General features: G+C 66.0%; 20 protein-coding genes. 15 read left to right on the top strand and 5 right to left on the bottom strand.

Annotated features, from left to right (window positions below):
* The first annotated feature begins 26 nt into the window (after positions 1 to 26).
* Positions 27 to 419, top strand: coding sequence for an SPW repeat domain-containing protein (locus NDI89_RS15985; RefSeq protein WP_277522859.1), 393 nt, complete (start codon positions 27 to 29; stop codon positions 417 to 419).
* 87 nt (positions 420 to 506) lie between these two features.
* On the opposite strand, the gene NDI89_RS15980 is transcribed toward NDI89_RS15985, so the two are convergent.
* Positions 507 to 1,496 carry a nucleoside recognition protein gene (locus tag NDI89_RS15980; RefSeq protein WP_277522858.1) on the bottom strand — a complete coding sequence of 330 codons (990 nt, stop codon included), beginning with the start codon at positions 1,494 to 1,496 and terminating at the stop codon, positions 507 to 509.
* Between the two features lie 135 nt (positions 1,497 to 1,631).
* On the opposite strand from NDI89_RS15980, the gene NDI89_RS15975 reads away from it, so the two are divergent.
* Positions 1,632 to 2,225 carry an NADPH-dependent FMN reductase gene (locus tag NDI89_RS15975; protein ID WP_277522857.1) on the top strand — a complete coding sequence of 198 codons (594 nt, stop codon included), beginning with the start codon at positions 1,632 to 1,634 and terminating at the stop codon, positions 2,223 to 2,225.
* 39 nt (positions 2,226 to 2,264) lie between these two features.
* Here the strand turns inward: NDI89_RS15975 and NDI89_RS15970 are convergent, their stop codons facing one another.
* On the bottom strand, positions 2,265 to 2,909 hold the full coding sequence (locus NDI89_RS15970) for a hypothetical protein (protein ID WP_277522856.1): 645 nt from the start codon (positions 2,907 to 2,909) through the stop codon (positions 2,265 to 2,267).
* A gap of 479 nt (positions 2,910 to 3,388) precedes the next feature.
* Between NDI89_RS15970 and NDI89_RS15965 the strand changes: the two genes are divergently transcribed.
* The 7 genes from NDI89_RS15965 (at position 3,389) to NDI89_RS15935 (ending at position 12,982) form a co-directional block, all read left to right on the top strand.
* On the top strand, positions 3,389 to 3,934 hold the full coding sequence (locus NDI89_RS15965; protein WP_277522855.1) for a hypothetical protein: 546 nt from the start codon (positions 3,389 to 3,391) through the stop codon (positions 3,932 to 3,934).
* 120 nt (positions 3,935 to 4,054) lie between these two features.
* On the top strand, positions 4,055 to 5,110 hold the full coding sequence (locus tag NDI89_RS15960; RefSeq protein ID WP_277522854.1) for a DNA-methyltransferase: 1,056 nt from the start codon (positions 4,055 to 4,057) through the stop codon (positions 5,108 to 5,110).
* A 56-nt stretch (positions 5,111 to 5,166) separates the two neighbouring features.
* A complete protein-coding gene (locus NDI89_RS15955) occupies positions 5,167 to 6,834 on the top strand; it encodes a gamma-glutamyltransferase family protein (RefSeq protein ID WP_277522853.1) in 1,668 nt (555 codons plus the stop codon).
* Positions 6,835 to 6,890: 56 nt separating this feature from the next.
* Entirely contained in the window at positions 6,891 to 10,049 is a 3,159-nt protein-coding gene (locus tag NDI89_RS15950) for a PAS domain S-box protein (RefSeq protein ID WP_277522852.1), read from the top strand.
* Positions 10,050 to 10,195: 146 nt separating this feature from the next.
* Entirely contained in the window at positions 10,196 to 10,459 is a 264-nt protein-coding gene (locus NDI89_RS15945; RefSeq protein ID WP_277522851.1) for a HalOD1 output domain-containing protein, read from the top strand.
* A 115-nt stretch (positions 10,460 to 10,574) separates the two neighbouring features.
* Positions 10,575 to 11,453 (top strand): universal stress protein, encoded by an 879-nt coding sequence (locus NDI89_RS15940; RefSeq protein ID WP_277522850.1) that lies wholly within the window; start codon positions 10,575 to 10,577, stop codon positions 11,451 to 11,453.
* Between the two features lie 122 nt (positions 11,454 to 11,575).
* Positions 11,576 to 12,982, top strand: coding sequence for an aryl-sulfate sulfotransferase (locus tag NDI89_RS15935; protein WP_277522849.1), 1,407 nt, complete (start codon positions 11,576 to 11,578; stop codon positions 12,980 to 12,982).
* Position 12,983: 1 nt separating this feature from the next.
* On the opposite strand, the gene NDI89_RS15930 is transcribed toward NDI89_RS15935, so the two are convergent.
* On the bottom strand, positions 12,984 to 13,505 hold the full coding sequence (locus NDI89_RS15930; RefSeq protein WP_277522848.1) for a DedA family protein: 522 nt from the start codon (positions 13,503 to 13,505) through the stop codon (positions 12,984 to 12,986).
* Positions 13,506 to 13,677: 172 nt separating this feature from the next.
* Here NDI89_RS15930 and NDI89_RS15925 point away from each other — a divergent pair, with 172 nt between their 5' ends.
* A complete protein-coding gene (locus tag NDI89_RS15925) occupies positions 13,678 to 14,187 on the top strand; it encodes a metal-dependent hydrolase (protein ID WP_277522847.1) in 510 nt (169 codons plus the stop codon).
* On the opposite strand, the gene NDI89_RS15920 is transcribed toward NDI89_RS15925, so the two are convergent.
* Together NDI89_RS15920 and NDI89_RS15915 are read right to left on the bottom strand one after the other, a co-directional pair.
* The gene (locus tag NDI89_RS15920) at positions 14,184 to 14,696 is read right to left on the bottom strand and encodes a metal-dependent hydrolase (RefSeq protein ID WP_277522846.1); all 513 of its coding nucleotides are present in this window, start codon (positions 14,694 to 14,696) and stop codon (positions 14,184 to 14,186) included. The genes NDI89_RS15925 and NDI89_RS15920 overlap by 4 nt on opposite strands.
* 68 nt (positions 14,697 to 14,764) lie before the next feature.
* Positions 14,765 to 15,787, bottom strand: coding sequence for a lysylphosphatidylglycerol synthase transmembrane domain-containing protein (locus tag NDI89_RS15915; RefSeq protein WP_277522845.1), 1,023 nt, complete (start codon positions 15,785 to 15,787; stop codon positions 14,765 to 14,767).
* A 235-nt stretch (positions 15,788 to 16,022) separates the two neighbouring features.
* On the opposite strand from NDI89_RS15915, the gene NDI89_RS15910 reads away from it, so the two are divergent.
* The 5 genes from NDI89_RS15910 (at position 16,023) to NDI89_RS15890 (ending at position 21,644) form a co-directional block, all read left to right on the top strand.
* Positions 16,023 to 17,699, top strand: a complete 1,677-nt coding sequence (locus NDI89_RS15910) for a sulfatase (protein WP_277522844.1) — start codon at positions 16,023 to 16,025, stop codon at positions 17,697 to 17,699.
* Positions 17,700 to 17,826: 127 nt separating this feature from the next.
* Positions 17,827 to 18,684 carry a hypothetical protein gene (locus NDI89_RS15905; protein ID WP_277522843.1) on the top strand — a complete coding sequence of 286 codons (858 nt, stop codon included), beginning with the start codon at positions 17,827 to 17,829 and terminating at the stop codon, positions 18,682 to 18,684.
* Between the two features lie 87 nt (positions 18,685 to 18,771).
* Positions 18,772 to 19,755: a glycosyltransferase family 4 protein gene (locus NDI89_RS15900; RefSeq protein ID WP_277522842.1), complete on the top strand. Its 984-nt coding sequence runs from the start codon at positions 18,772 to 18,774 to the stop codon at positions 19,753 to 19,755.
* Complete coding sequence (locus NDI89_RS15895) at positions 19,756 to 20,862, top strand: glycosyltransferase (protein WP_277522841.1); 1,107 nt, start codon at positions 19,756 to 19,758, stop codon at positions 20,860 to 20,862. It begins immediately after the preceding gene.
* A 200-nt stretch (positions 20,863 to 21,062) separates the two neighbouring features.
* Positions 21,063 to 21,644: a FixH family protein gene (locus NDI89_RS15890; protein ID WP_277522840.1), complete on the top strand. Its 582-nt coding sequence runs from the start codon at positions 21,063 to 21,065 to the stop codon at positions 21,642 to 21,644.
* Positions 21,645 to 21,749 lie beyond the last annotated feature (105 nt).

Genomic DNA, 21,749 nt, shown 5'->3' with positions numbered 1-21,749 from the left:
TATCTGGCAGTCGCTACCGTTCTACTATGAGCCGATCAGCCGACGGGAAGGCAGCGTTGGTCGTTCGAACGGCCGGACTGACGGCGGCACTCGGCGCGTTCGTGATGGTCTCGACGGCCGTCTTCACGATCACGGACACGATGGGTATCCACAATGTCATCGCGGGAGCGATAATTGCCTTCGTCGCCTCGGTCCAGGCCTATCGAACGGATGAGCAGGGGTCGTTCAGTATCGCCATCCCGGCAGTGCTCGCCGTGCTCGGTATCTGGATCGCGATCGCACCGATCCTCCTCTTCGACGTCCAGCGAGATCTGGTACTGGGGATCAACGGCGTCTCCGGGGTATTGATCGTGATCCTGTCACTCGCCGGTGTATACGGGACCGTCCAGACGTCGAACGCCACCGCGACGAGCGCGTAGCTCCGAGCGCGATCAGCGGTCGCGGCCGTTTTCTCGGCGTCGTACCGTCGTTCGGTGACGTCGATACGCTCCTCCCTCCGACCGACGTTAGACGGCGAAGAAGCCCGCGATCGCGACGAGGATGAAGACCGCTTTGAGGCAGACGTTGACGACGATCACTTTCGTTCCGAACTCCGCCCCCCAGATACCGAACTGGAACGGGATCGAGCGCTTGACCGTCCCGATCGTCAACGAGACGAGACTCCCCATGAGTAGCGTTATCACCGCCTCGTTCGGCGTCAGGACGTCGCCGATCAGCGGCGCGACGGTGATCGCGCCCGTCGTCGGATCGACCAGCGAGACGAGAATTACCGGTACCGCTGCCCCCGGGAGACCCAACAGCCCGGCGATCGGCTCGAGAACGGCCCCCGGCTCGTCGACCCCGACCGACGCGAACCCGGCGAGGATCCGGTCGGAGTACTCGAGCGCGACGAAGACCAGGGAGTAGACGACGGCGAGGCGCGGAACGATCGAGCGCAGGCGCTCGAGGGTGCTCTCCCCCGCACTCCGGACCTTCTCGCGGTTCGTTCGGGGTTCGTCGTCGGGCGTCTCGGGCTCGAGAGCACCGCTGTCGTACTCGTAGCCGCGGAGGAGGAGTGAACCGGCGAGCAGTCCGACGCCGGTGATGGCCAGCGAGATGCCGGCGCGAGCGCCGACGTACATGAGGCCGACCTGTACTCCCAGAATCGGCACGAGAACGGGGCCGTAGTAGGTGAAGATGTGCTGGACGAAGCCGAAGAAGGTGTTGATGACGACGGCGATCAGCGTGGCCCGGTCGTCGAGGAGGGCCTCCTCGCGGAATTCGGCGAGCATCCCGTAGCCCGCCGTCACGGAGACCGTGTTCGTGAGAACGGCGGTTCCCACTTCCGGCGGCAGGTTCGCCGGCTCCGTGAGGTACCGACCCGCGCGAGCGATGACCGTGACGAGCCCGTACTCTACTGCGAGGTTGGCCAGACCGACACCGGCGCCGATCAGGACCGCGATCGTCAGCACGCGCGGGAGCGCCTCGTTCAGCAAGACGGAGAGGACCGACTGCACGACGACGCGTTCGAATTCCGATAGTATAGTGGCGTCGGATGCGGCGAGACCGACCGACTGCTTCCCGAGACCCGACTCCTGTCATCTGTCATTACATTCGGGTCGCTTTTCCCGCTCCCCCTCGTCCGGACAGGCATGAGCGACGACACACCCCGCGTGGCTGCACTCTGTGGCAGTCTGCGCGACGGGAGTCATACCCGAACCGCACTGGAAGTCGCCCTCTCGGCCGCGGCGGACGCGGGTGCGACAACGGAACTGCTCGACCTACGGGAGTACGAACTGCCGATTTTCGACGCCGATCGCGACCGCGAGGCGGCGGGCGACGCCGAGGAGCTGGCCGAGCGCGTCCGCGAAGCCGACACCGTCATCCTCGGGTCTCCGATGTACCACGGCTCGTACGCCTCCCCGCTGAAGACCGCGCTGGATTACTGCGGCTTCGACGAGTTCGAGGACACGACCGTCGGACTCCTCGCGGTCTCGGGCGGGGCCTTCCCCGTCACGGCCCTTGAGCACATGCGTTCGGTCTGCCGGGCGCTGAACGCGTGGGTGATCCCCCACGAGGCGGCGATTCCGAACGCGAGCAGTGCTCTGGAAGACGGCGAATTCGTCGATCCGAAGCTCGAGAAACGGGTTCGAACGCTGGGCCGGCGAGCGGTGCAGTACGCCACGATCGAGCCGGATCCGGATTCCTTCGAGAGCGACCAGAACGTGGGTGCGGAGGGGAAGTAATCCGCGACGACGGCCAACGGTCGCGGTCAGGCTGCCGAGTCAGGGGTTGAGAATTCGCTGGAACCGTCGCTGATGGGCGAGAAACGCGAAGAGACCGAAGACGAGGACGCCGATATGGAGGGCCACGATTTCGACGGTGGCCGTCGCGAACCCGACGGAGAGCGGCGGTGATGAAACCGTCCAGTCGGTGAACCAGGCCGTCGCGAGCAGCGTCGCCGCACCGGCCGCCAGCAGGACACCCGGAACCATCGGTCGGACCGCCACGCCGCCGGCCGACGGGAGTCCGAACGCGCGCCGCTCGAGGACGAACTGCGTCGTCAACAGTCCCGCGAGGAGCGTCGTCGCGACGGCGATGCCGGACCCGCCGCCGATCAGTTCGGCGACGAGCAGCCAGACGATCCAGCCGGTCGTCAGGACGACCGCCGAACCGAGCTGGTGGGGTTCCATGAGAGCTCCGAGATCGTCGATCGTTGCACCGAGCACTACCGTTCTGAGGAGGGAGCCACAGAAGAGAATCCCGAGTCCCGCGAGCGCGGTCGACGCCGTCCGCGGGCCGACGACGAGACCGAACCAGAGCCCGACCGCGAGCGTTTCGACGACCGCAGCCGAGAGCGCGGCAGCGGCGCCGACGACGCGCCGCTGTGTCGTTCGGCCGAGGACCTCCGGCTGCCGAATGACGCTCATACCCGAGCGCTTTCAGTGGGATCCCTTTCGTTATGAGAGGCATTCTCGGGACCGAGCCGGCGCTCTTCGCATCGAGACGCCCTTATACGACGGACAGCTTTCGATTGAGCGATCGTGATACCGTCCCGAACAGCCCCAGTGTCGACCGTCACGGCTCGAGCGTCGAGCCGCATCGCCGCGGCCGTGGGCACGCACGGGATAGCAACAGTCGGTTCGGACGGCACTCCTCGGTCAGGGTCCGGTTGACCGGCCGACCACTGACGTTTCCGGATCCCGTGGTGCGTATTGTTCGGCGCGGCGCGGATCGTTACTCGGGTCTAGAACGCGCCGCCTAATTAGTAGTAGATATATGCTACAGCAGTATGATTCGGATATCGAGTGCCTTGGGCGGGTTAAGCGCTGCATAACGCACGTCGAGACGGATCCGATGACGGAAACGGTGGATAGAATTATGTACGGTGGTGTGGTCGTGGCGGATTATGCCCGAGATGGAACAACAAGACAGAACCCTATCCGAGCTCATCGTCAAGGAAGCGGTCAACAGAGGGATGGAGTCGCCGATGCGCGAGTCGATTCTCGAGGCCGTAGAGGAGTCGGAGGGCGGTCGGTCCGGCGGCCGACTCCCGCTGGCGGGGGCCCTGTTCGGCCTCGGTGCGGTCGTCGGATTTCTGGTGGGTCGGGAATCACCCGCGCTCGAGGAGTCGCCGATCGAGGACATCGAGGAGCCGGAGATCATCGAGGACGTCATGGAGACCGCCGAAGAGACCACCGAGACGACGCCGGAGCTGACGAGCGACACCGACGAAAGCGGGGGCGTGTCGGGCTCGCGTCTGCCGCGACTGCTGCTCGTCCTCGGTGCCGCCGCCGGGGCGGTGGTGCTCCGGCGTCGCCTCTCGGCGGGCGAGGAAGAGGAGTGGGAACCGATCGAGGAGTTCGAACCGGCGACGAGCGGCGAACCCGACGAGGAGAGCGCGGACGAAATGGAGGGTGACGGCGACGGGATGGAAGAGGAAACCGAGGAGTAGCGACTCCTTTCCATCGATCGGATCCGCGCGGGTGCTATCCGAGGTACCGTTTTCGATGCTGAAATCACGTCACTGCACTGACGAAGGAGATAAGGGAGCCACGCCGACAGTGTGAATCCAATGGAGACGACCCACCGCGTGTTCGTCGGCGATTCTCGCGATCTCTCGGCGGTCGCCGACGAGTCCGTCGAACTCGTCGTCACGTCCCCGCCGTATCCGATGATCGAGATGTGGGACGACCTCTTCACGGAGCTCGATCCCGCGATCGACGACGCGCTGGCGGCCGGCGACGGGTACGAGGCGTTCGAGGCGATGCACGCCCAGCTCGGGCGCGTCTGGGACGAACTCGAGCGGGTGCTGGTCGACGGCGGGATCGCCTGTGTCAACGTGGGCGACGCGACTCGATCGGTCGACGGGAGCTTTCGGGTCTACCCCAACCACGCCCGCGTGCTCGAGGCCTTCGAGGACCGCGGATTCGAGCCCCTGCCGGACGTGCTCTGGCGCAAGCCGGCCAACAGCGCGGCCAAGTTCATGGGAAGCGGGATGATTCCGCCCAACGCCTACGTCACGCTGGAACACGAGTACATCCTGGTGTTTCGAAAGGGGGCCGAGAGCCGCGAGTTCGAGCCGAAAGCCGACCGGCGGTACGAGGCGGCCTATTTCTGGGAGGAGCGCAACCGCTGGTTTACCGACGTCTGGACCGAGGTCAGGGGCGAGCTACAGGCGATCGACGAGCCCGCGGACGACGACCTGCGGGAGCGGTCGGCGGCCTACCCCCTCGAGATACCCTACCGGTTGATCTGCATGTACTCGGCGTACGGCGACACCGTGCTCGACCCCTTCTGGGGGACCGGCACGACGACGCTCGCGGCGATGTGTACCGGCCGGAACTCGGTCGGCTCGGAACTCGAGGCGGCCTTCCTCGAGGTCTTCGACGAGCACGTCGACGACGTCCCGGCGCTGTCGCGGTCGATCGGACGGGCCCGCCTCGAGCGCCACGAGGAGTTCGTCGAGCGCCGCCGCGACGAGGGCAAGGGATTCGAGTACGAGGCCGACTACTACGAGACGCCGGTCGTGACGAAGATGGAACGCGGCCTCCGACTGCGCGAAGTGAGCGGTATCGACGAGATCGACGACGGCTACCGGGTCGATCACGCGCCGCTCGCGCTCGAGTGAGTCGCCGCGACTGTTCGGGACGCTAGTATTTTGTTCCTCGATCGCCCGGTAGAACCATGGACGACACCGCGGATCTCGACCGGTTCGACTCGCGGCGGTCGACCGTCTACGCGTCTCGCGGGATGGTCGCGACGAGCCAGCCGCTCGCGGCGCAGGCGGGCGTCTCGATCCTCCGCGACGGCGGGAACGCCTTCGACGCGGCGGTCGCGACGGCGGCCGCCCTGAACGTCGTCGAGCCGACCTCGACGGGGCTGGGCGGGGACGTCTTCGCGCTCTATCGGACCGCCGACGGCGAGGTCGGTGCGATGCGTTCCTGCGGCGGTGCCCCGGCCGACGCGACGATCGACGCCGTCAGGAGCACGCTCGAGGCCGACGACGACCGCGATCGCTACTACCCCGAATCGCGCGGGTACGCCGTCGACGGCGACGCGAGCGGCGACGACCTCGAGATGCCCTTCCTCGGACCCCACGCGGTGACCGTGCCCGGAACCGCGCGGGGCTGGGAGGCGACGGTCGAGCGGCTGGGGCGGAAATCGCTGGGGACGGTCCTCGAACCCGCGATCGAGTACGCAACCGACGGGTATCCCGTTTCGCCGGTGATCGCCCACCACTGGACGGGGGCCGAGGACCTGTTCACCGACGATCACGCCCGCGAGGCGTACCTCTTCGACGGCGAGAGTCCGAATCCGGGCCAGACGGTTCGGTTGCCGAAGCTCGGCGACTCGCTGCGAACGATCGCCGAGCAGGGGGCCGACGTCGTCTACGAGGGCGACATCGCCGACGAGATCGTCTCGGAAATTCGGGCGGCCGGCGGCCTCATGACTCGCGACGACCTCGCGGGGTTCGAACCCGAGTTCATCGACCCGGTGAGCACGACCTACAACGGTGCGACGGTGTACGAACTCCCGCCGAACAACCAGGGGCTGATCGCGCTCGAGGCGCTGAACATCGCCGAGGCGATCGGCGCGGGCGAGCACGACTACGACTCGCCGGAACGGGTCCACGCCTTCGCCGAGGCGACGAAGCTCGCGTTCGTCGACGGCCACCACTACGTCGCGGACCCGGCCTACGAGTCGGTTCCGCCGCTCGCGTCGAAATCCTACGCTCGAGAGCGAGCGCGCGCAATCGGCTCGGAACCGATACGCGATCCCGAGGTCGGGGTTCCGAACGCGGCCGCCGAGGACGCGGACACCGTGCTCCTGACCGTCGGCGACGACGAGGGCAACCTCGTCTCGTACATCAACTCGCGCTTCGCCGGCTTCGGCAGCGGACTGGTCGCCGGCGACACCGGTATCGCGCTCCAGAACCGCGGGGCGTCGTTCTCGCTCGATCCCGATCATCCGAACGGTCTCGAGCCGGGCAAGCGTCCCTTCCACACGCTCGTTCCTGCGATCGCGAGACTGGACGAGGACGACTGGATGGCCGTCGGCGTCATGGGCGGCTACATGCAGCCACAGGGACACGTACAGGTCCTCTCGAACGTCGTCGACTACGGACTGTCGCCGCAGGCGGCGCTCGACGCGCCGCGCTGGCGGTACCGCGAGGACGGGTGCTTGGGCGTCGAGGAGCGGCTCCCGAACGCCTCGGCGCTCGCGCGACGGGGCCACGACGTCCGCGTTCTCCCACCGGTCATGTTCGGCGGTGCCCAGCTCGTTCGCCGACGCGGTGGCACCCTCGCCGGGGCGACCGAGCCGCGGAAAGACGGTGTCGCGATCGGATACTGAATTCTTGAAACGAAAATCGACGCGAACTTTTTATTCGTGCCGGCCCACCCAGCGATATGGCTCGCGGTCTCGAGGACGTCGAGACGACCCCGATACGTGTACTCGCCGTCGGAACGTCCGACTGGATTCGGACGGCGACGGCGGGACTCGCGGACGAGTCGATCACCGTCACGGGAACCGTCTCGAGCCCGTCCGAACTCACGGCCGACCGGATCGGCCCGGCGAACTGTATTCTGACCGACGACAGAGCGGTGCTGGCTGCCACGGACGGCGAGTGTCCGATCGTGTACGCCAGCGATCCGGCAGCGGACGACTCGGTCGCGCAACTCCGAGCGGACGGTGCCGCCGAGGTAATCGCCAAGACGACGATTCAGGAGCCGCCGTTGCTGGCCCACCGGCTCCGGCGGGCGGTCGAATTCACCGCGTTGCAACGTGATGACCGCCGCGGGGCGGAGTGGTACGAGATCCTGATCGACCAGTCGTCGGATCTGCTGGTGATCGTCGACGAGGAAGGGATAGTCACCTACGTCAGTCCGGCGGTCGAACGCGTCGGGGGGTTCGATTCGGACGAGATGTCCGGCACTCACATGCTCGATTACGTCCATCCCGACGACCGACAGACGGTAGTGGACGGCTTCGAGGCCGTTCGCAGCGCCGAGACCGGCGCGACGCGGACCGTCGAATACACGTGCAAGCACGCCGACGGCACCTGGTACGTTCACAAGGCGATCCTCACGAACCGATGCGACGACGGCATCGTGGACGGCGTCGTCGCATCGATCCAGGACGTCACGGAACACCACCGTATCGCACAGGAGTTGAGCGAGTCGTTCGAACGGGTGACGGACGCCTTCTACGCGCTTGATGCCGACTGGCGGTTCACGTACGTCAACGATCGCACGATCGAGAAGCTCGATATCGACCGATCGGACCTCCTCGGGCGACGCATCCTCGACGTCTTCCCGGGGATGGAGGACTCGGCGTTCCAGCGCGAGGCCATCGAGGCGATGGACCGACAGGAACCCCGCACCGTCGAAGCGCGCTTCGACACCTACGACGCCTGGATCGAAGCGCGAATCTACCCGTCCCCGTCGGGTATTTCCGTGTACTGGCGCGACGTGACCGACCGCGTCGAGCGCAATAAGGACCTGACCGAACGGACGGAGCGACTCCAGACGCTGGTCGAGAACGTCCCCGTCGTGTTATTCGTCCTCGACGAGGACGGAACCTTCACGCTCGCCGAGGGACGAGGACTCGCAAATCTCGGCTCCGACTCCGAGGAGATCCTCGGCAACTCGTTTTTCGACCTCCTCGAGGACTATCCCGAGGTCTGTGCCGATGCGAGGACGGCCCTCGAGGGCACGGAAGTCAACTCGCGTCGCCGGCTGGGGGATCGCGTCTTCGAAACGTGGTACCGCCCGATCACGGACGACGGCACCATCGACCGCGTCATCGGCGTCGCAAACGACGTCACCGAGCGGGTCCAGTATCAGGAGGCGCTCAACGCGTTGCACGAAGCGACCAATCACCTGCTGAGCGTCGATTCGGAGGACGACGCCTGCGAGTACATCGTCGACGTCGCGACGGACGTCCTCGATCTGGACAGCGTCGTCTACCAGTTCGACGACCAGTTGAACGAACTGGTCCCGGCGGCGTATTCGACGGCCCTCGAGTCGGCGTTCGGGACGCCGCCGCGGCTCGGCCCCAACGGGAGCATCTCCTGGGAGACGTTCGTGACGGGGGAGGCGTCCATCTACGACGACGTCAGGAACGCGGCCACCGTCTACGACGAGTCGACCGGCGCTCGCAGCGGCCTCTACGTCCCGCTGGGCGAACACGGCGTGCTCGTCGCGCTCTCGACGACGCCCGGAGAGTACGACGACGATACCGCGGAACTCGCTCAGCTGTTCGCGACGACGGCCGAAGCCGCCCTCGATCGGATCGGTCGGACCCGACGGCTCCACGATCGCGAGCGGGAACTCAAGCGACAGAACCGGCATCTCGAGCGACTCAACGCCGCCAACGAGATCCGTCAGGAGATCGAACAACACCTCTTGCTGGCCGAATCTCGGACCGAAATCGAGCGCGGAATTCCCGACCTGCTCGCCGATCTGGAGGCGTGTTCGCTGGCCTGGATCGGCGAACCGGACCCGAGCGGCAACCGGCTCCAGTCGCGAACCGACGCCGGACTCGAGCGCGGCTATCTCGATTCGGTATCGGTAACGACGGTCGACGAATCGGCCGCCGAACCGGCGGGTCGAGCGGCCCGCACGCGGGCTCCGGTTTACGTCGAGAACGTCGCGGAGTCGGTTCACGACGGCGACTGGCGAGGCGATGCGCTCTCGAGAAACTTCCAGTCCGTCTACGCGGTCCCGCTGGTCTACGACGGATTCCTCTACGGCGTGCTGTCGATCTACGGCGAAGAACGGGACGCGTTCGACGAAACGCTTCGCACCACGCTGGCGGAACTCGGCGAGACGATCGCGTACGCGATCGACGCGGTCAAACGAAAGAACGCGCTGGTGGGCGACGACCGGACCGAAGTGGAGCTCGCGGTCGCAGCGGACGCGACGCTGTGTCAGCTCGCGTCCGCGCTCGGTGAGAGCGTGACCTACGAGGGTGCGACGAGCCGAACCGACGGCCTGCAGATCGTCTTCGTCGCGGTCGAGGGACGGATCGCCGATCCGGCCGACGCGTTCGACCTGACGGCGATCGACGGAGTCAGCGAGCTCTCGACGATCGCCGAACACGAAGACGAGACGTTACTTCAGGTGCATCTGACCGATCCGTTCCTCGGGTCGATCGCGGACACGCACGGCGTTCGACTGCGGGAGTTCGTCGCCGACGAGTCGGGCGGGCGTGCGATCATCGACGTTCCGGACGCGGTCGAAATTCGGGAAGTGCTCTCCGGCATCAACCGGAGCGGCCCGACGGTGTCGATGATCGCACGGCGCGAACAGACCACGGACGACCCGTCGACGGTCAGCGCCTCGGCGCGCAACGATTTGCTCGAGACGTTCACCGATCGACAGCGGGAGGTGGTCCAGACGGCGTACCACGGCGGGTTCTTCGAGTGGCCGCGACGGGCGAACGGCGAGGAGATCGCCACGTCGCTGAACATCTCCCCGCCGGCGTTCCACAAACACGTCCGATCGGCGGAACGGAAGCTGTTCGCGGTGCTGTTCGAGGGGTCGACTGCCGCCGGGGTTAACTGATTAACCATCTTTTTTTGGAGCCATTACACAGTTAACGATCAGGCTCTTTGCGGGACCTCGTGAACCCACGGATGACTTCCCACGGACGTACTGGGGGGTACGTACTACCAATGACCGAAATGAGTTCAGAATCTCCGTCCACCGCAATGGGGGATTGTTATTCCGCACAGTACGATCGGCTCGACGACGAACCGCTCAGCGTTGCCGTCGCGGACGCCGTCGCAACGTTTCGTGATACGAGTATTACCGATCTCGAGCCGCTTCACTACTCGATCAACGCCGACGCACTCGAGCGGTTGTTCGAACCGCGTGCGAACGGGCTGCGACCCGGTGGTTCGGTCGCGTTCGAGTACAGCGACTGTCTGGTGACGGTCACTGCGAACGGCGAGATTCGCGTCGAGTCCGTCTGAGATTCGGTTTCGACCGGACAACCCGTGACCGCACAGTCCGTTCCCAGTGCAAACAGCGTTCTCCTCGGCCTCGGCCGTCCCACAAACTAAGCCGGTCGGGGTCGAACACCCGGTCGTGACTACCCGACTACTCGTGCCGACCGACGGGAGCAATCCTGCGACGGCAGCCCTCAAGCACGCGATAGATATCGCAGCGGATCAGGACGGGACGATTCAGCTCGTCTACGTCGCGGATACGAAGGAACCGAGCCTGACGCGGCTCGGCGGCGACGTCGTCGACGTGCTCGAACAGGAGGGCGACGAGGTCGTCGACGAGGCCGCCGCGCTGGCCGAAGACCGGAGCGTCTCCGTGACGACAGACGTCGTTCAGGGGGACCCGAGAACCGTGCTCACCCAATACGCCACCGGCGACGCGTTCGACCTCATCGTGATGGGTGCCCACGGACGGCGTGGCATCGGCGAGTACGTCCTCGGGAGCGTCACGGACTGCGTCGTCAACCGAAGCGAGATCCCGGTGCTGACGGTTCGCGCCGCCGAGGATGCGACGCGGGCATATCCGTACGACGACGTGCTCGTTCCGACGGACGGCAGCGACCACGCGACGGCCGCGCTGGAACTGGGAACGACGGTGGCCGAGCGACACGGCGCGACCCTGCACTTGCTCTCCGTCGTCGACGAACTTCCGGAGGTGATCGAGACGGAATCGACCCGACTGTCGTCGCAACTCGAGGAGAACGTTCAGGAACTCCTCGACGACGCCCAATCGACCGCAAAGCGTGCAGGAGTCGAGAACGTCACGACGACCGTGACGGCCGGATCGGTCTCGAGAGAGATCACGTCCTACGCCGAGGCGGAGGGGATCGACCTCGTCGTCATGGGGACCCACGGACACACCGGACTCGACCGTCACCTGCTCGGGAGCTTCACCGACCGCGTGATCCGGACGTCGCCGGTTCCAGTCCTCACCACGAGACGAGGCGACGAGCTGGAGTGACCGGACGTCGACCGTCGCACCGCTGAACGCCGCTGGAAGCGTCGTTCGAGCGCCGACTGTCACGAACTGCGAACGAAGCACAACGGTTCCCCTGCTGGCCACACAGTACCCGACAGTGACCGATGCCTGACCGACCACGTTCATCGCTCGACCCAGTTCGATCGCTCCTCTCGCGGAACCGCCTTCGGGTCGCCTTCGTCGTCGTTCTCGTCCTCTCGGCGGCCGTCGTCGCCACGGCCTCGTCGGACGAGATCTCGACGGCCTCGAGAGCCGCCGTTCCCGACGCGCCGCCGACGGAGAATCACACGGTCGTCACCGAATCGGGGCGAGCCGGGACGATAACCGCCTACGCTCCCGACGGCGAGGTGCTGTACTACAACAACACGCGGACGAAGTACTTCGACGCCGATCCCGTCGCGGGCGACCCGCTGACCGTCGAATACACCGCCACGGACACGATCCACACCGAGGGCCCGACCTGTTCGGAGCCGCCGTGTGCGCGGAACGTCATCGAGCAGGTCGACCTCGAGACCGGCGAGGTCGAGGTGCTCTACGAGCGTTACGACTACAAGGAGACCGCGGGCGAGTGGCACGACGCGGACCGCATCAACGAAACCCACGTTGTCGTCGCCGATATCGTCGCGGATCAGGTGTTCGTCGTGAACACCGAGACGGAAGTCGTCGAGTGGCTCTGGGACGCCCAGAGCGAGTTCCCCGTCGAGGAGGGCGGTCCGTACCCGGAGGACTGGGCCCACATCAACGACGTCGAGTACATCGAGGAGGGCGAGATGTCGGGAACGATCATGGCCAGCCTCCGGAATCAGGATCAGGTGGTCTTCCTCGATCGCGAAGAGGGACTGCTCGAGGACTGGACCCTCGGTTCGGAGGACGACTACGATACCCAGTACGAACAGCACAACCCCGATTACATCCCCGAGAGCCGAGGCGGTCCGGCCGTCGTCGTCGCCGATTCCGAGAACGGCCGCGTCCAGGAGTTCCAGCGCGAGGACGGCGAGTGGACCCGCAGCTGGGAGTGGTCCGACGACCGGATGCAGTGGCCGCGAGACGCCGACCGGCTCCCCAACGGCAACACGCTCATCACGGACACCCACGGCAATCGCGTCATCGAGGTCAATGAGTCGGGAGCGATCGTCTGGCAGGTCGAATCGACGCTCCCCTACGAGGCCGAGCGCCTCGAGACCGGGGCCGAAAGCGAGGGCGGGCGGAGCGCGCAGGCGCTCGATCTCGAGTCCCGCACGGCTGCCGAGAGCGACGACGGCGACGACGGCGGTTCCCTCGGCGTCGATCCCGTGGGGTTCCTCGAGAATCTCATCGAAACGCTCCTGCCACACCGGATCTACAACGCCCTGTTCTTCGTGGCACCCGTCTGGATGGGTGCCACCGAGTTCGTCGCCGTCGGCGTCGCGCTCCTGACCGGATTGGTCTGGGTCGGCCTCGAGTGCAGGTGGCGGCTCCGGGACGCGGGCGTCGGGTTCCGGCTGCCCGTGTATCGGCGGGGCGGTGACTGACTCACACGAGGAGATAGCCGCCGAACAGGTAGAGCGCGGCGAGGATCGACTGGAAGGACAGCGACCCGGCCGCCGACAACACGAGGAACGACCGCCGGTCCATTTCCGACAATCCCGCCGGCACGGTGAGCAGTCCCCGGACGAACAGCATGGTGTTGCTCACCGGCACGGCGACGGGTCCCCAGCGGTCGAACCAGCCGTCGAAGCGCTCGAGTCGCGACTCGCTGATCGGGACCCACCGCGTCTGCATGACGTACTCCCGGCCCGCGCGCCGGACGAGACCGAACAGGAGGAGCTGCCCGATCGTCGTCCCGACGACCGCGAGGACGACGATCGCGACGGCCTCGGCGATCGACGAGCCGATCAGCGCCAGCGCGGCCGGCACGACGAGTTCGCTCGGCATGAACCGCAGCAGCATCGCTCCCTCGAGGACGCAGAGACCGAACAGGATCGCGAATCCGACCTCGGAGGCGAACAGCGACTCGAGCCAGGAGGGGACGTCCGCGCGTTGCAGCGGGTCCATTGCCGATCGTAGTCCGTCTCGACAGTGACTTCGCTCGGCGACAGAAGTCGTCGGCTTGCGACTGCAGCCCCCGTAAGTCTCGGGTGCGATCGGGCCGCGACCGGACGCGGATCGGTGATCGACGCGTCGGGACCCACAATTTATACGACAGTTCCGTTCGAGAGTCGGCAGTATGGAACCGGGACGCGTGCTCTTCCTGACGGTGGCGTTCGCGACACACGCCGTCGTCGGACTCGCACTCGTTCGCGGATTCACGGCCGTCGATCCGCGCACGGGGACGTGGCTGGGCGTCGTCTTCGGCCTCCTTCCGGACGCCGATTTCCTCTTTCCGGCGGCCTGGGGGTGGCCGTTCGTCCATCGCGGGATCACCCACTCGCCGGTGTTCGCGCTGGCGGTCGTCGCCGCCGTGTACGCGATTCGTCGGACCCGTGCCGCCGCGCTCGCTGCCGCGCTCGCGATCGGTTCCCACCTCCTGATCGACTCGCTGTCACCGATGGGGATTCAGTGGCTGTACCCGATCGAGACGACGTGGAGTCCCGGTCTCGACGTCCACGGCGCGATCGGAACGATACTGCTCTGGTCGCTCTCGCTCGGGGTCCTCGCGTGGCGAACGAACGATCTGGCGGGAGTCAGACGGTCGTCGGCTCGAGACGGCGACGACTCGCAGGGGCAGTCGAATTAGCCCGCGGACGCGATCAGTACCGGCCGGTAGATCGCCAGCAGTAACGCCCCCAGTAACGCGACGGAGCCGGCGATCAGAAACGCTCTGTTGACCCGTCCGTTCTTCGATTTGAACCAGCCGAGCGTCAGGTGGGCCCGCGAGACGGGAGCCAGCGGGCTGATCCCCATCGGTGTCACGACGTCTCCCGCGAGATGGGCGAGGATGCCACACGTTCCCACGACGAACCCGAAACCGAAGCTGAATCCGCCGCCGGCCCCGAAACTCGAGCGGGCGACGAGCGCCGTTCCCGCTCCGGTTACCAGCCCGATCAGGAGGGCGAACCAGACGGTGTGGGTCGGGCCGCGGTGGTCGATCCGCGGGAGCCCCTGATCGAAGTCCGGGAGCGTCGCCGTGGCGAGCGCGAGCACCGCTCCCCAGAGGGCCAGCTCGAGGGAGTGGCCGGCGCTCACGAGCGGGACGAACGGCGCGTAGAGGAGCGCGTTGAATCCGGCGTGGCCGTCTCGGTACATCGCGTTGGGGTGGTCGATACCCCTCCGGTGCCCGGCGACTTAACTGCTGGGACGGACCCCACCTCGATTCACTTGAGGGTCCGAATCCCGAACGCCGAGACCGACGCGCCGCCGACGAGGATCGGCATCCAGTAGACCGCGCCCCGGAAGATCAGGACCGCCGCGGTGACGGCGGACGCCTCGATGCCCGTCGTCGTCGGAACCAGCAGCGTGACGAACGCGGCCTCGATGCCGCCGAGTCCGCCGGGGAGCGGGGCCGCACCCGCGATGTTCGCGAGCGGGATCGCGAACAGGAGGACGTACACCGGGACGCTGTACCCGAGCGCGGCGAAGGCGGCCAGCAGCGCCGCGGTCTGAAAGAGCCAGCCGCACAGCGAGAGGCCGATGATCGCCCCGAGTCGCCACCGGTCCGTCGCGATCCGCTCGATGTTCTCGAAGAACCGCCCCATCCGATCCGTGAGATCGTCCTCGAGGGTCTCGGGATCGAACCGCTCGAGGCCGAGTCGGCCGATACGGGGCGCGATGATGGCGGGCAGCCGATCGATGATCGACTCGCGGTAGCGCCAGACCAGCGCCATGGCAAGGACGATTCCGCCGATCAGGACGACGGCCGAGCCGACGGCCGTCCCGAGGCGGTCGCCGATGGCGGCAGTGGTCGCGTAGTAGCCGACGCCGACGAAGACGAGCGAGATCGAGGGGATCACGTTGAGGAGGTCGACGCTCGCGATCCCGACGAGCCCGGTTTCGTAGCGCGAGTCGGAGACTTTCGAGATGAGCAACGCGGCGATCGGCTCGCCCCCGGCTTGCCCGAACGGCGTGACGTTGTTAGCGAAGACGGCACCGGCGTAGACGAAGAACGACTTGACGAGGGGAATCTCGACGCCGAGCGTGCCGAGGACGGTTCTGAGCATCAGGCTCCAGGCGGCCAGCCAGCAGAGCGCGAGGGCGACCGTCACCGCGACGAGAGACGGCTCGGCCGAAAGCAGCGAGTCGAGGATCGGCCGTGCGCCGACGACGAAGAACAGGACGGCGAGGACTGCGATCGCCCCGAAGGCACCGATGAGAAACGCGCGGCGGTTTCGCTCGTCCATGGATGGTATGAATCGTCAGTTGACTTGAAACGTCTGATCGATATCGACGGGCGAACTCGATTGCCCGTCGCCCTCGTCGTCGCCGTCGGTCCGTCGGGACTGTCACGGCTGCCACACTTGCCGTTACACCAGTTACCGCCGATCAATACCCCACTACGACAGTTCCCGGGCCGTTTCGGTACTGTATCGGCTTCATAACAAATTGAGACACCGCCGAGTGAGGGCAGTACGTCACATGTCCTCTCCGATCGTCCCGTCAGTGCCGTCCATTCGCGACAGCGACGCCGCGTATTCGCTGCGGACCGCTCGAGGGACCGGAGCCCCCCGCTCGGGGAACGACGGGACCCGCCCGTCGAACGTTCTCTTCGTCGTGCTGGATACGGTTCGCGCGGATCACCTCGGGCCGTACGGGTACGAACGGGAGACGACGCCCGAGCTCTCGGCCTTCGCCGACGAGGCGACCGTCTTCGAGTCAGCGGTCGCGCCCGCACCCTGGACGCTCCCGGTTCACGCCTCGTTGTTCACCGGTCTCTATCCGAGCCAGCACGGGGCCGATCAGGAGAGCCCGTACCTCGAGGAGGCGACGACCCTCGCGTCGGTCCTGTCGGGGGCCGGCTACGACACGGCGTGTTACTCCTCGAACGCCTGGATCACGCCCTACACCGGACTCACCGACGGGTTCGACGAGCACGATTCGTTCTTCGAGGTGCTTCCTCGAGACGTGCTCTCCGGACCGCTGGCCCGTGCGTGGGAGACCGTCAACGATAACGAGTACCTCCAGGAAATGGCGGCGAAGATAGTCCGATTCGGGGCGATGGCCCACGAGCGACTGGCCAGCGGCGAGGGAGCGGACACGAAGACGCCGTCGGTCATCGACCGGACGCGGTCCTTCATCGAGGACAGCGAGAGCGACCGGGGCTGGTTCGCGTTCGTGAACCTGATGGACGCCCACCTGCCGTACTACCCGCCGGCGGAGTACCGCGAGGCGTTCGCGCCCGGCGTCGACCCGGACGACGTGTGCCAGAACTCGAAGGAGTACAACGCCGGCGTCCGGGACGTCGACGGCGACGAGTGGGACGATATTCGGGGCCTCTACGACGCCGAGATCGCCCACATGGACGCACAAGTCGGTCGCCTGTTCGACTGGCTGCGCGCGACCGGCCGGTGGGAGGAGACGACCGTCGTCGTCTGTGCCGACCACGGCGAACTCCACGGCGAACACGGGCTCTACGGCCACGAGTTCGCCCTCTACGACGAACTGATCACCGTCCCGCTGCTGGTGAAACACCCCGAACTCGAGATCGGTCGGCGCGACGACCTCGTCGAACTGCTGGATCTCTATCACACGACCCTCGACGCGCTGGCCGTCGACCCGGCTGCCGCGGTCGGCGCTGCCGAGAGCGACGACCCAGTCCCTCGAGATCCGACCCGCTCGCTGCTCTCGAGCGAGTATCGGACGTTCGACGGCGTTCGTGATCCGGATCCCGGGCAGCGAGCCGTCCTCGAGGGAGACGGCGACGCCGAGTACGCGTTCGTGGAGTACGCCCAGCCGGTGATCGAACTGCATCACCTCGAGCGGACGGCGAGCGAGGCCGGCGTCACGCTACCGGCGGATCATCGGGCCTACTCGCGGCTGCGAGCGGCTCGAAGCACCGACGGAAAATACGTCCGCGCGGATCTCGTTCCCGACGAGGGATTCCGGCTGGATACCGATCCGGGCGAGCGCTCGCCCGTCGATCCGGCCGACGACCCCGTCGTGGCCGCGACCGAACGAGCGCTCGCCCGGTTCGAGGACGCCGTCGGCGGCGCGTGGACGGAGCCGAGCGAGACGGACACCGACGACATCGACGCCGTGGCCGACGCCGACGATGCGACTCGAGATCGGCTGCGCGAACTCGGGTATCTCGAGTGACATGCCCCGTCGATCGGCCGCGCTCCGACGGCCGATCGCGGCGTCTACCGACGAAATACGTTCGCTCGCGCTGACTTTCAGGAACCAATAAGAATACAGTGGTCGAATCGAAAGCTAGCCGCAACTAATGGACGACCAGCACTTCCTCGAGTCGGAGTGGGATTACTGTCTCGTGCTGGATGCGTGTCGGTACGACGTGTTCAGCGAGATCTACGACGAGTATCTCGACGGGACGCTGGAAAAGCGCTGGAGTACGGGGTCGTCGACGCCGGAGTGGGCCTACCGGACCTTTACCGAGGAACACGATATCGCGTACTTCTCCGGGAACCCCTTCATCAACGATCTCGGTATTCCGCTGAACGAACTCAAGTGGGGGGCCAGTTGCGACTACGAGTGGTCGGCGTCCGACCACATCAGCGACGTCTTCGACGTCTGGAAATCCGGCTGGGACGACGACCTCGGAACGGTGCCGCCGGACAGCCTCGCGGAGGCGTTCCGCGATCACCCGGACGCCGTCGAGCAGGCCGACCGGACGGTGCTCCACTACATGCAGCCCCACGCGCCCTATCTCTCCCGCGGCAAGGGGCAGAAGCTCAAACAGATCCAGAAGGGGATCCGCAAACAGGAGGAGGCCGAAAACGCCGACGACGACGGTGGCGCGCTCTCGTCGCTCAGCGATACGATCCGCCCGAAAGTCGAGAACACGCTCGAGGGGAGCGAACTCGCACAGAAGGCGGGGCTCTGGCTCGAACTCGACCCGACGGACCTCGTCAAGAACGGGACGCGAGAGGCGGCGATGGAACTGTACGAAGAGAACCTGCGGATCGCGCTCGAGTCCGTCGCCGAACTGGTCGACGAACTCGACGGGCGCGTCGTCGTGACCGCCGATCACGGGGAGGCCTTCGGCGAGGAGGGCGTCTGGGAGCACCACATCGAGACGCACATTCCGCCGCTGATGGAGGTCCCGTGGCTCGAAGTTCACTAACGTGAGACCGACTCGCCCGCGAACAGCCGCTGTCGACTCGGCTCGCCGTCTCGACCGTCGACGACACCACGGACAGGGGGGATCCGGATGAAAATCAGCCACTACTTCGAATTCGAGGACCACGTCACCGGCGGCATCCGCGAGTCCGTCGTCCACCAGCGGAAGATGCTGGATCGGCTGAACCTGGCGTACACGGTCGAGCCGAGCCTCGAGGCCGACGTACTCCACTGCAACCTCATGGGGCCTCGGTCAGTCTGGTACGCAAAGCGTGCCCGGTCCCGCGGTATTCCCGTCGTCGCGAACACGCACGTGACGGCTGAGGACTTCGGCGACAGCTTTCGCTTCACCAACGCGCTCGCCAAACCGCTGAAACCGTATCTCCGATGGGCGTACGGACTGGCCGACGCCCTCGTCTGTCCGTCGGCGTACAACCGGGGGCTCATCGAGACCTATACCGACACGCCGACGAGAGTCGTTTCGAACGGCGTCGACCGCGAGAAACTCGAGGGGTTCGAGTCGCTCGAGGCGGCATACCGCGAGCGGTACGACCTCGACCCGCCGACCGTCTTCCTCGTCGGCCACGTGATCAAGCGCAAGGGCCTCGAGACGTTCGTCGAGCTCGCTCGCCGGCTGCCGGAGCTGGACTTCGCGTGGTTCGGGCCGCTCGATCTCTCGTTGAAGGGACGGGAAACGACGGCGCTGATCGAGGAATCCCCGGAGAACTGTACGTTCACGGGCTACGTCGACGACATCCGCGGTGCCTACGCGGCGGGAGACATTTTCTGTTTCCCGACGCACGAAGAAAACGAGGGAATCGCGCTGCTCGAGGCGATGACCGCCGGGAAGCCGGTCCTCGTCCGAGACATCGAGACGTTCTCGTGGCTCGCCGACGGCGAGGACAGCCTCAAGGTGGCCGGATCCGGCGTGAGCGGGTTCGAGGACGCGCTGGAGCGACTCACGGATCCGGAGCTCCGGAGCCGGCTCGGAACGAACGCGAGACGACGGAGCGAGGAATTCTCGCTCGAGACGGTCGCGGATCGGTACCAGTCGCTGTACGAGGAGGTGGTCTGAATGAAGATCGGATTCTTTACGGACAGTTATTTCCCCGAGATAGACGGCGTAACGTATACGATCAAGCTCTGGCGCGAGGAGCTAGAACGGAGGGGACACGAGGTGTACGTCATTTATCCCGACGGTGACTACGAACCCGGTGACCGCGAGTATCCGGTGAGATCCCTACCGAACCCGTTCTACGCCGGATACCGGATTCCCCTCGCCAGACGCGCCTCGACCCTCCCCGAGCTCGACGTCGTCCACTGCCACGGCCCCGCCCCGATCGGCATCCTGGGTCGGTACTACGCCTGGAAGCACGACCTGCCGACGATCTATACGCACCACACGCCCCTCGAGGAGTACTTCCACCAGAGCATCAAACTCGAGTCGGTCGCGGGACTGCTCTCGAATTGCTACGTGCCGGTCGAGAACGCCTTCCTCCGGAGCTTCGACGTGGTGACTGCGTCGACGGAACGGATCGAACGAGACGTCGAGCACGTCCAACTCCCAGTCGGAATCGATATGGACTTCTTCCGGCCGACCGCGGAAGACTGGTACCCTGACCGGACGGTGATCGGCTACAGCGGCCGTCTCAGCATGGAGAAAAACGTCAGCGAGATCCTGCGAGCCGCCGAGGAGCTGCCGGCGTACGACTTCGTCGTCGTCGGCGAGGGACCGTACCGCGACTCCCTCGAACGCAAGGCACCCGACAACGTCGAACTCCGCGATTTCCTCCCTCGGGAGGAGTTACCGACGTTTTACTCGTCGATCGATACGTTCGTCACCGCGTCGACCGCCGACACGCTCGGCCTCTCGACGCTCGAGGCGAACGCCTGCGGGACGCCCGTCGCGGCCACCGACGCGCCGCCCTTCGACCGAACGATCGGGCCCGACAACGGCGAGCGGTTCGCGTACGGCGATCTCGACTCGATGGTCGAGGCCATCGAAACGTGTCTCGCGACCGACCGCGAGACCAGAGCGGCGGTCGAACGCTACTCGGTCGGGTACACCATGGAGCACCTCGACCAGTTGTACCACAACGTGCCCCTCTCGAGGGACGAGGCTCCGGCGGAGGTCGAGACGCCGTGGGGGATCTCCGAGGAAGAGCGAACCCGGGGCGACTGATTCGCGCCCGTTTTCGATTGCCGTCGGCTCGAGGCTGCTCGACGTTCGTCAGCAGCCGGACTGTCGCATCGGCGTGTCGTCCACACGCGAACCCCGGACTACCGGCCACCGGTACGGACGGGAACGTGTCTTCGCCGACGCATTTGGCTTCGTGAATCGAACCAGAACGGCTTCTATGCGATACGTCGGTATTCTACGCGATGCAATTCGGTAAACGGCTGCTCGTCGTCGGAACGATTGCGGTACTGCTCGTCGGCACGGTCGGTCCGGCCGTCGCCCACGAAACACAGGATCTCGACGGAAACGAGGTGACCTTCGGCGGGGCCGACGAACCGCTGATCACCGGCGAGCGGATGTGGCTCGAGTTCGAAATCGTCGACGCGGAGTCCGGAGAACCGGTCGAAAACCTCTCCGAGAATCTGACCGTCTCCATCCAGACGGGAGATCACGAGAAGACGGCCCTCGAACTCAGCGAGAAGCACGGTGAACCCGGCGTCTACGAGGCCCCGGTCGTCTTCACCGAATCCGGCGATTACGTCGTCCATCTGGAGGGGAGCATCGACGGCTCTGCCGTCCACACGCACTTCGAGAAGGAGGTTCACGATCGCGCGGAACTCGAGTACCCCGGTACCGACTCGGAGACGAACGATACGTCGGCCTCGAGTACGGACGGTAATCAGACCAGTCTGTCCGGCATCGCATCCGGCGTCGGCACTGCCGTTGCCGTCGGTGCGGTCGGGGTCCTCGCGATCGGTGTCGCGCTCGTGCGCCGTCGACGATAGCGCGACCCGGTTCGTCGGGTCCCGCGTCGTATAGCGAGCGACCGACGCTTCCGGGGGCTTCGCACACGGGCAGTGAGGGATTATATGTCTCGCACTCTCTATTGT

Source organism: Natrinema salsiterrestre (genome assembly GCF_029502005.1).
Taxonomy (GTDB): domain Archaea; phylum Halobacteriota; class Halobacteria; order Halobacteriales; family Natrialbaceae; genus Natrinema; species Natrinema salsiterrestre.
This window is presented reverse-complemented; position numbering and strand designations above follow the sequence as displayed.

What these genes read in the sequence shown, in the direction of transcription:
- NDI89_RS15985 (WP_277522859.1), top strand. Translation starts at nt 27, where the DNA reads ATGAGCCGATCAGCCGACGGGAAGGCAGCGTTGGTCGTTCGAACGGCC.
- NDI89_RS15975 (WP_277522857.1), top strand. Translation starts at nt 1,632, where the DNA reads ATGAGCGACGACACACCCCGCGTGGCTGCACTCTGTGGCAGTCTGCGC.
- NDI89_RS15970 (WP_277522856.1), bottom strand. Translation starts at nt 2,909, where the DNA reads ATGAGCGTCATTCGGCAGCCGGAGGTCCTCGGCCGAACGACACAGCGG.
- NDI89_RS15965 (WP_277522855.1), top strand. Translation starts at nt 3,389, where the DNA reads ATGCCCGAGATGGAACAACAAGACAGAACCCTATCCGAGCTCATCGTC.
- NDI89_RS15960 (WP_277522854.1), top strand. Translation starts at nt 4,055, where the DNA reads ATGGAGACGACCCACCGCGTGTTCGTCGGCGATTCTCGCGATCTCTCG.
- NDI89_RS15955 (WP_277522853.1), top strand. Translation starts at nt 5,167, where the DNA reads ATGGACGACACCGCGGATCTCGACCGGTTCGACTCGCGGCGGTCGACC.
- NDI89_RS15950 (WP_277522852.1), top strand. Translation starts at nt 6,891, where the DNA reads ATGGCTCGCGGTCTCGAGGACGTCGAGACGACCCCGATACGTGTACTC.
- NDI89_RS15945 (WP_277522851.1), top strand. Translation starts at nt 10,196, where the DNA reads ATGGGGGATTGTTATTCCGCACAGTACGATCGGCTCGACGACGAACCG.
- NDI89_RS15935 (WP_277522849.1), top strand. Translation starts at nt 11,576, where the DNA reads ATGCCTGACCGACCACGTTCATCGCTCGACCCAGTTCGATCGCTCCTC.
- NDI89_RS15930 (WP_277522848.1), bottom strand. Translation starts at nt 13,505, where the DNA reads ATGGACCCGCTGCAACGCGCGGACGTCCCCTCCTGGCTCGAGTCGCTG.
- NDI89_RS15925 (WP_277522847.1), top strand. Translation starts at nt 13,678, where the DNA reads ATGGAACCGGGACGCGTGCTCTTCCTGACGGTGGCGTTCGCGACACAC.
- NDI89_RS15920 (WP_277522846.1), bottom strand. Translation starts at nt 14,696, where the DNA reads ATGTACCGAGACGGCCACGCCGGATTCAACGCGCTCCTCTACGCGCCG.
- NDI89_RS15915 (WP_277522845.1), bottom strand. Translation starts at nt 15,787, where the DNA reads ATGGACGAGCGAAACCGCCGCGCGTTTCTCATCGGTGCCTTCGGGGCG.
- NDI89_RS15910 (WP_277522844.1), top strand. Translation starts at nt 16,023, where the DNA reads ATGTCCTCTCCGATCGTCCCGTCAGTGCCGTCCATTCGCGACAGCGAC.
- NDI89_RS15905 (WP_277522843.1), top strand. Translation starts at nt 17,827, where the DNA reads ATGGACGACCAGCACTTCCTCGAGTCGGAGTGGGATTACTGTCTCGTG.
- NDI89_RS15900 (WP_277522842.1), top strand. Translation starts at nt 18,772, where the DNA reads ATGAAAATCAGCCACTACTTCGAATTCGAGGACCACGTCACCGGCGGC.
- NDI89_RS15895 (WP_277522841.1), top strand. Translation starts at nt 19,756, where the DNA reads ATGAAGATCGGATTCTTTACGGACAGTTATTTCCCCGAGATAGACGGC.
- NDI89_RS15890 (WP_277522840.1), top strand. Translation starts at nt 21,063, where the DNA reads ATGCAATTCGGTAAACGGCTGCTCGTCGTCGGAACGATTGCGGTACTG.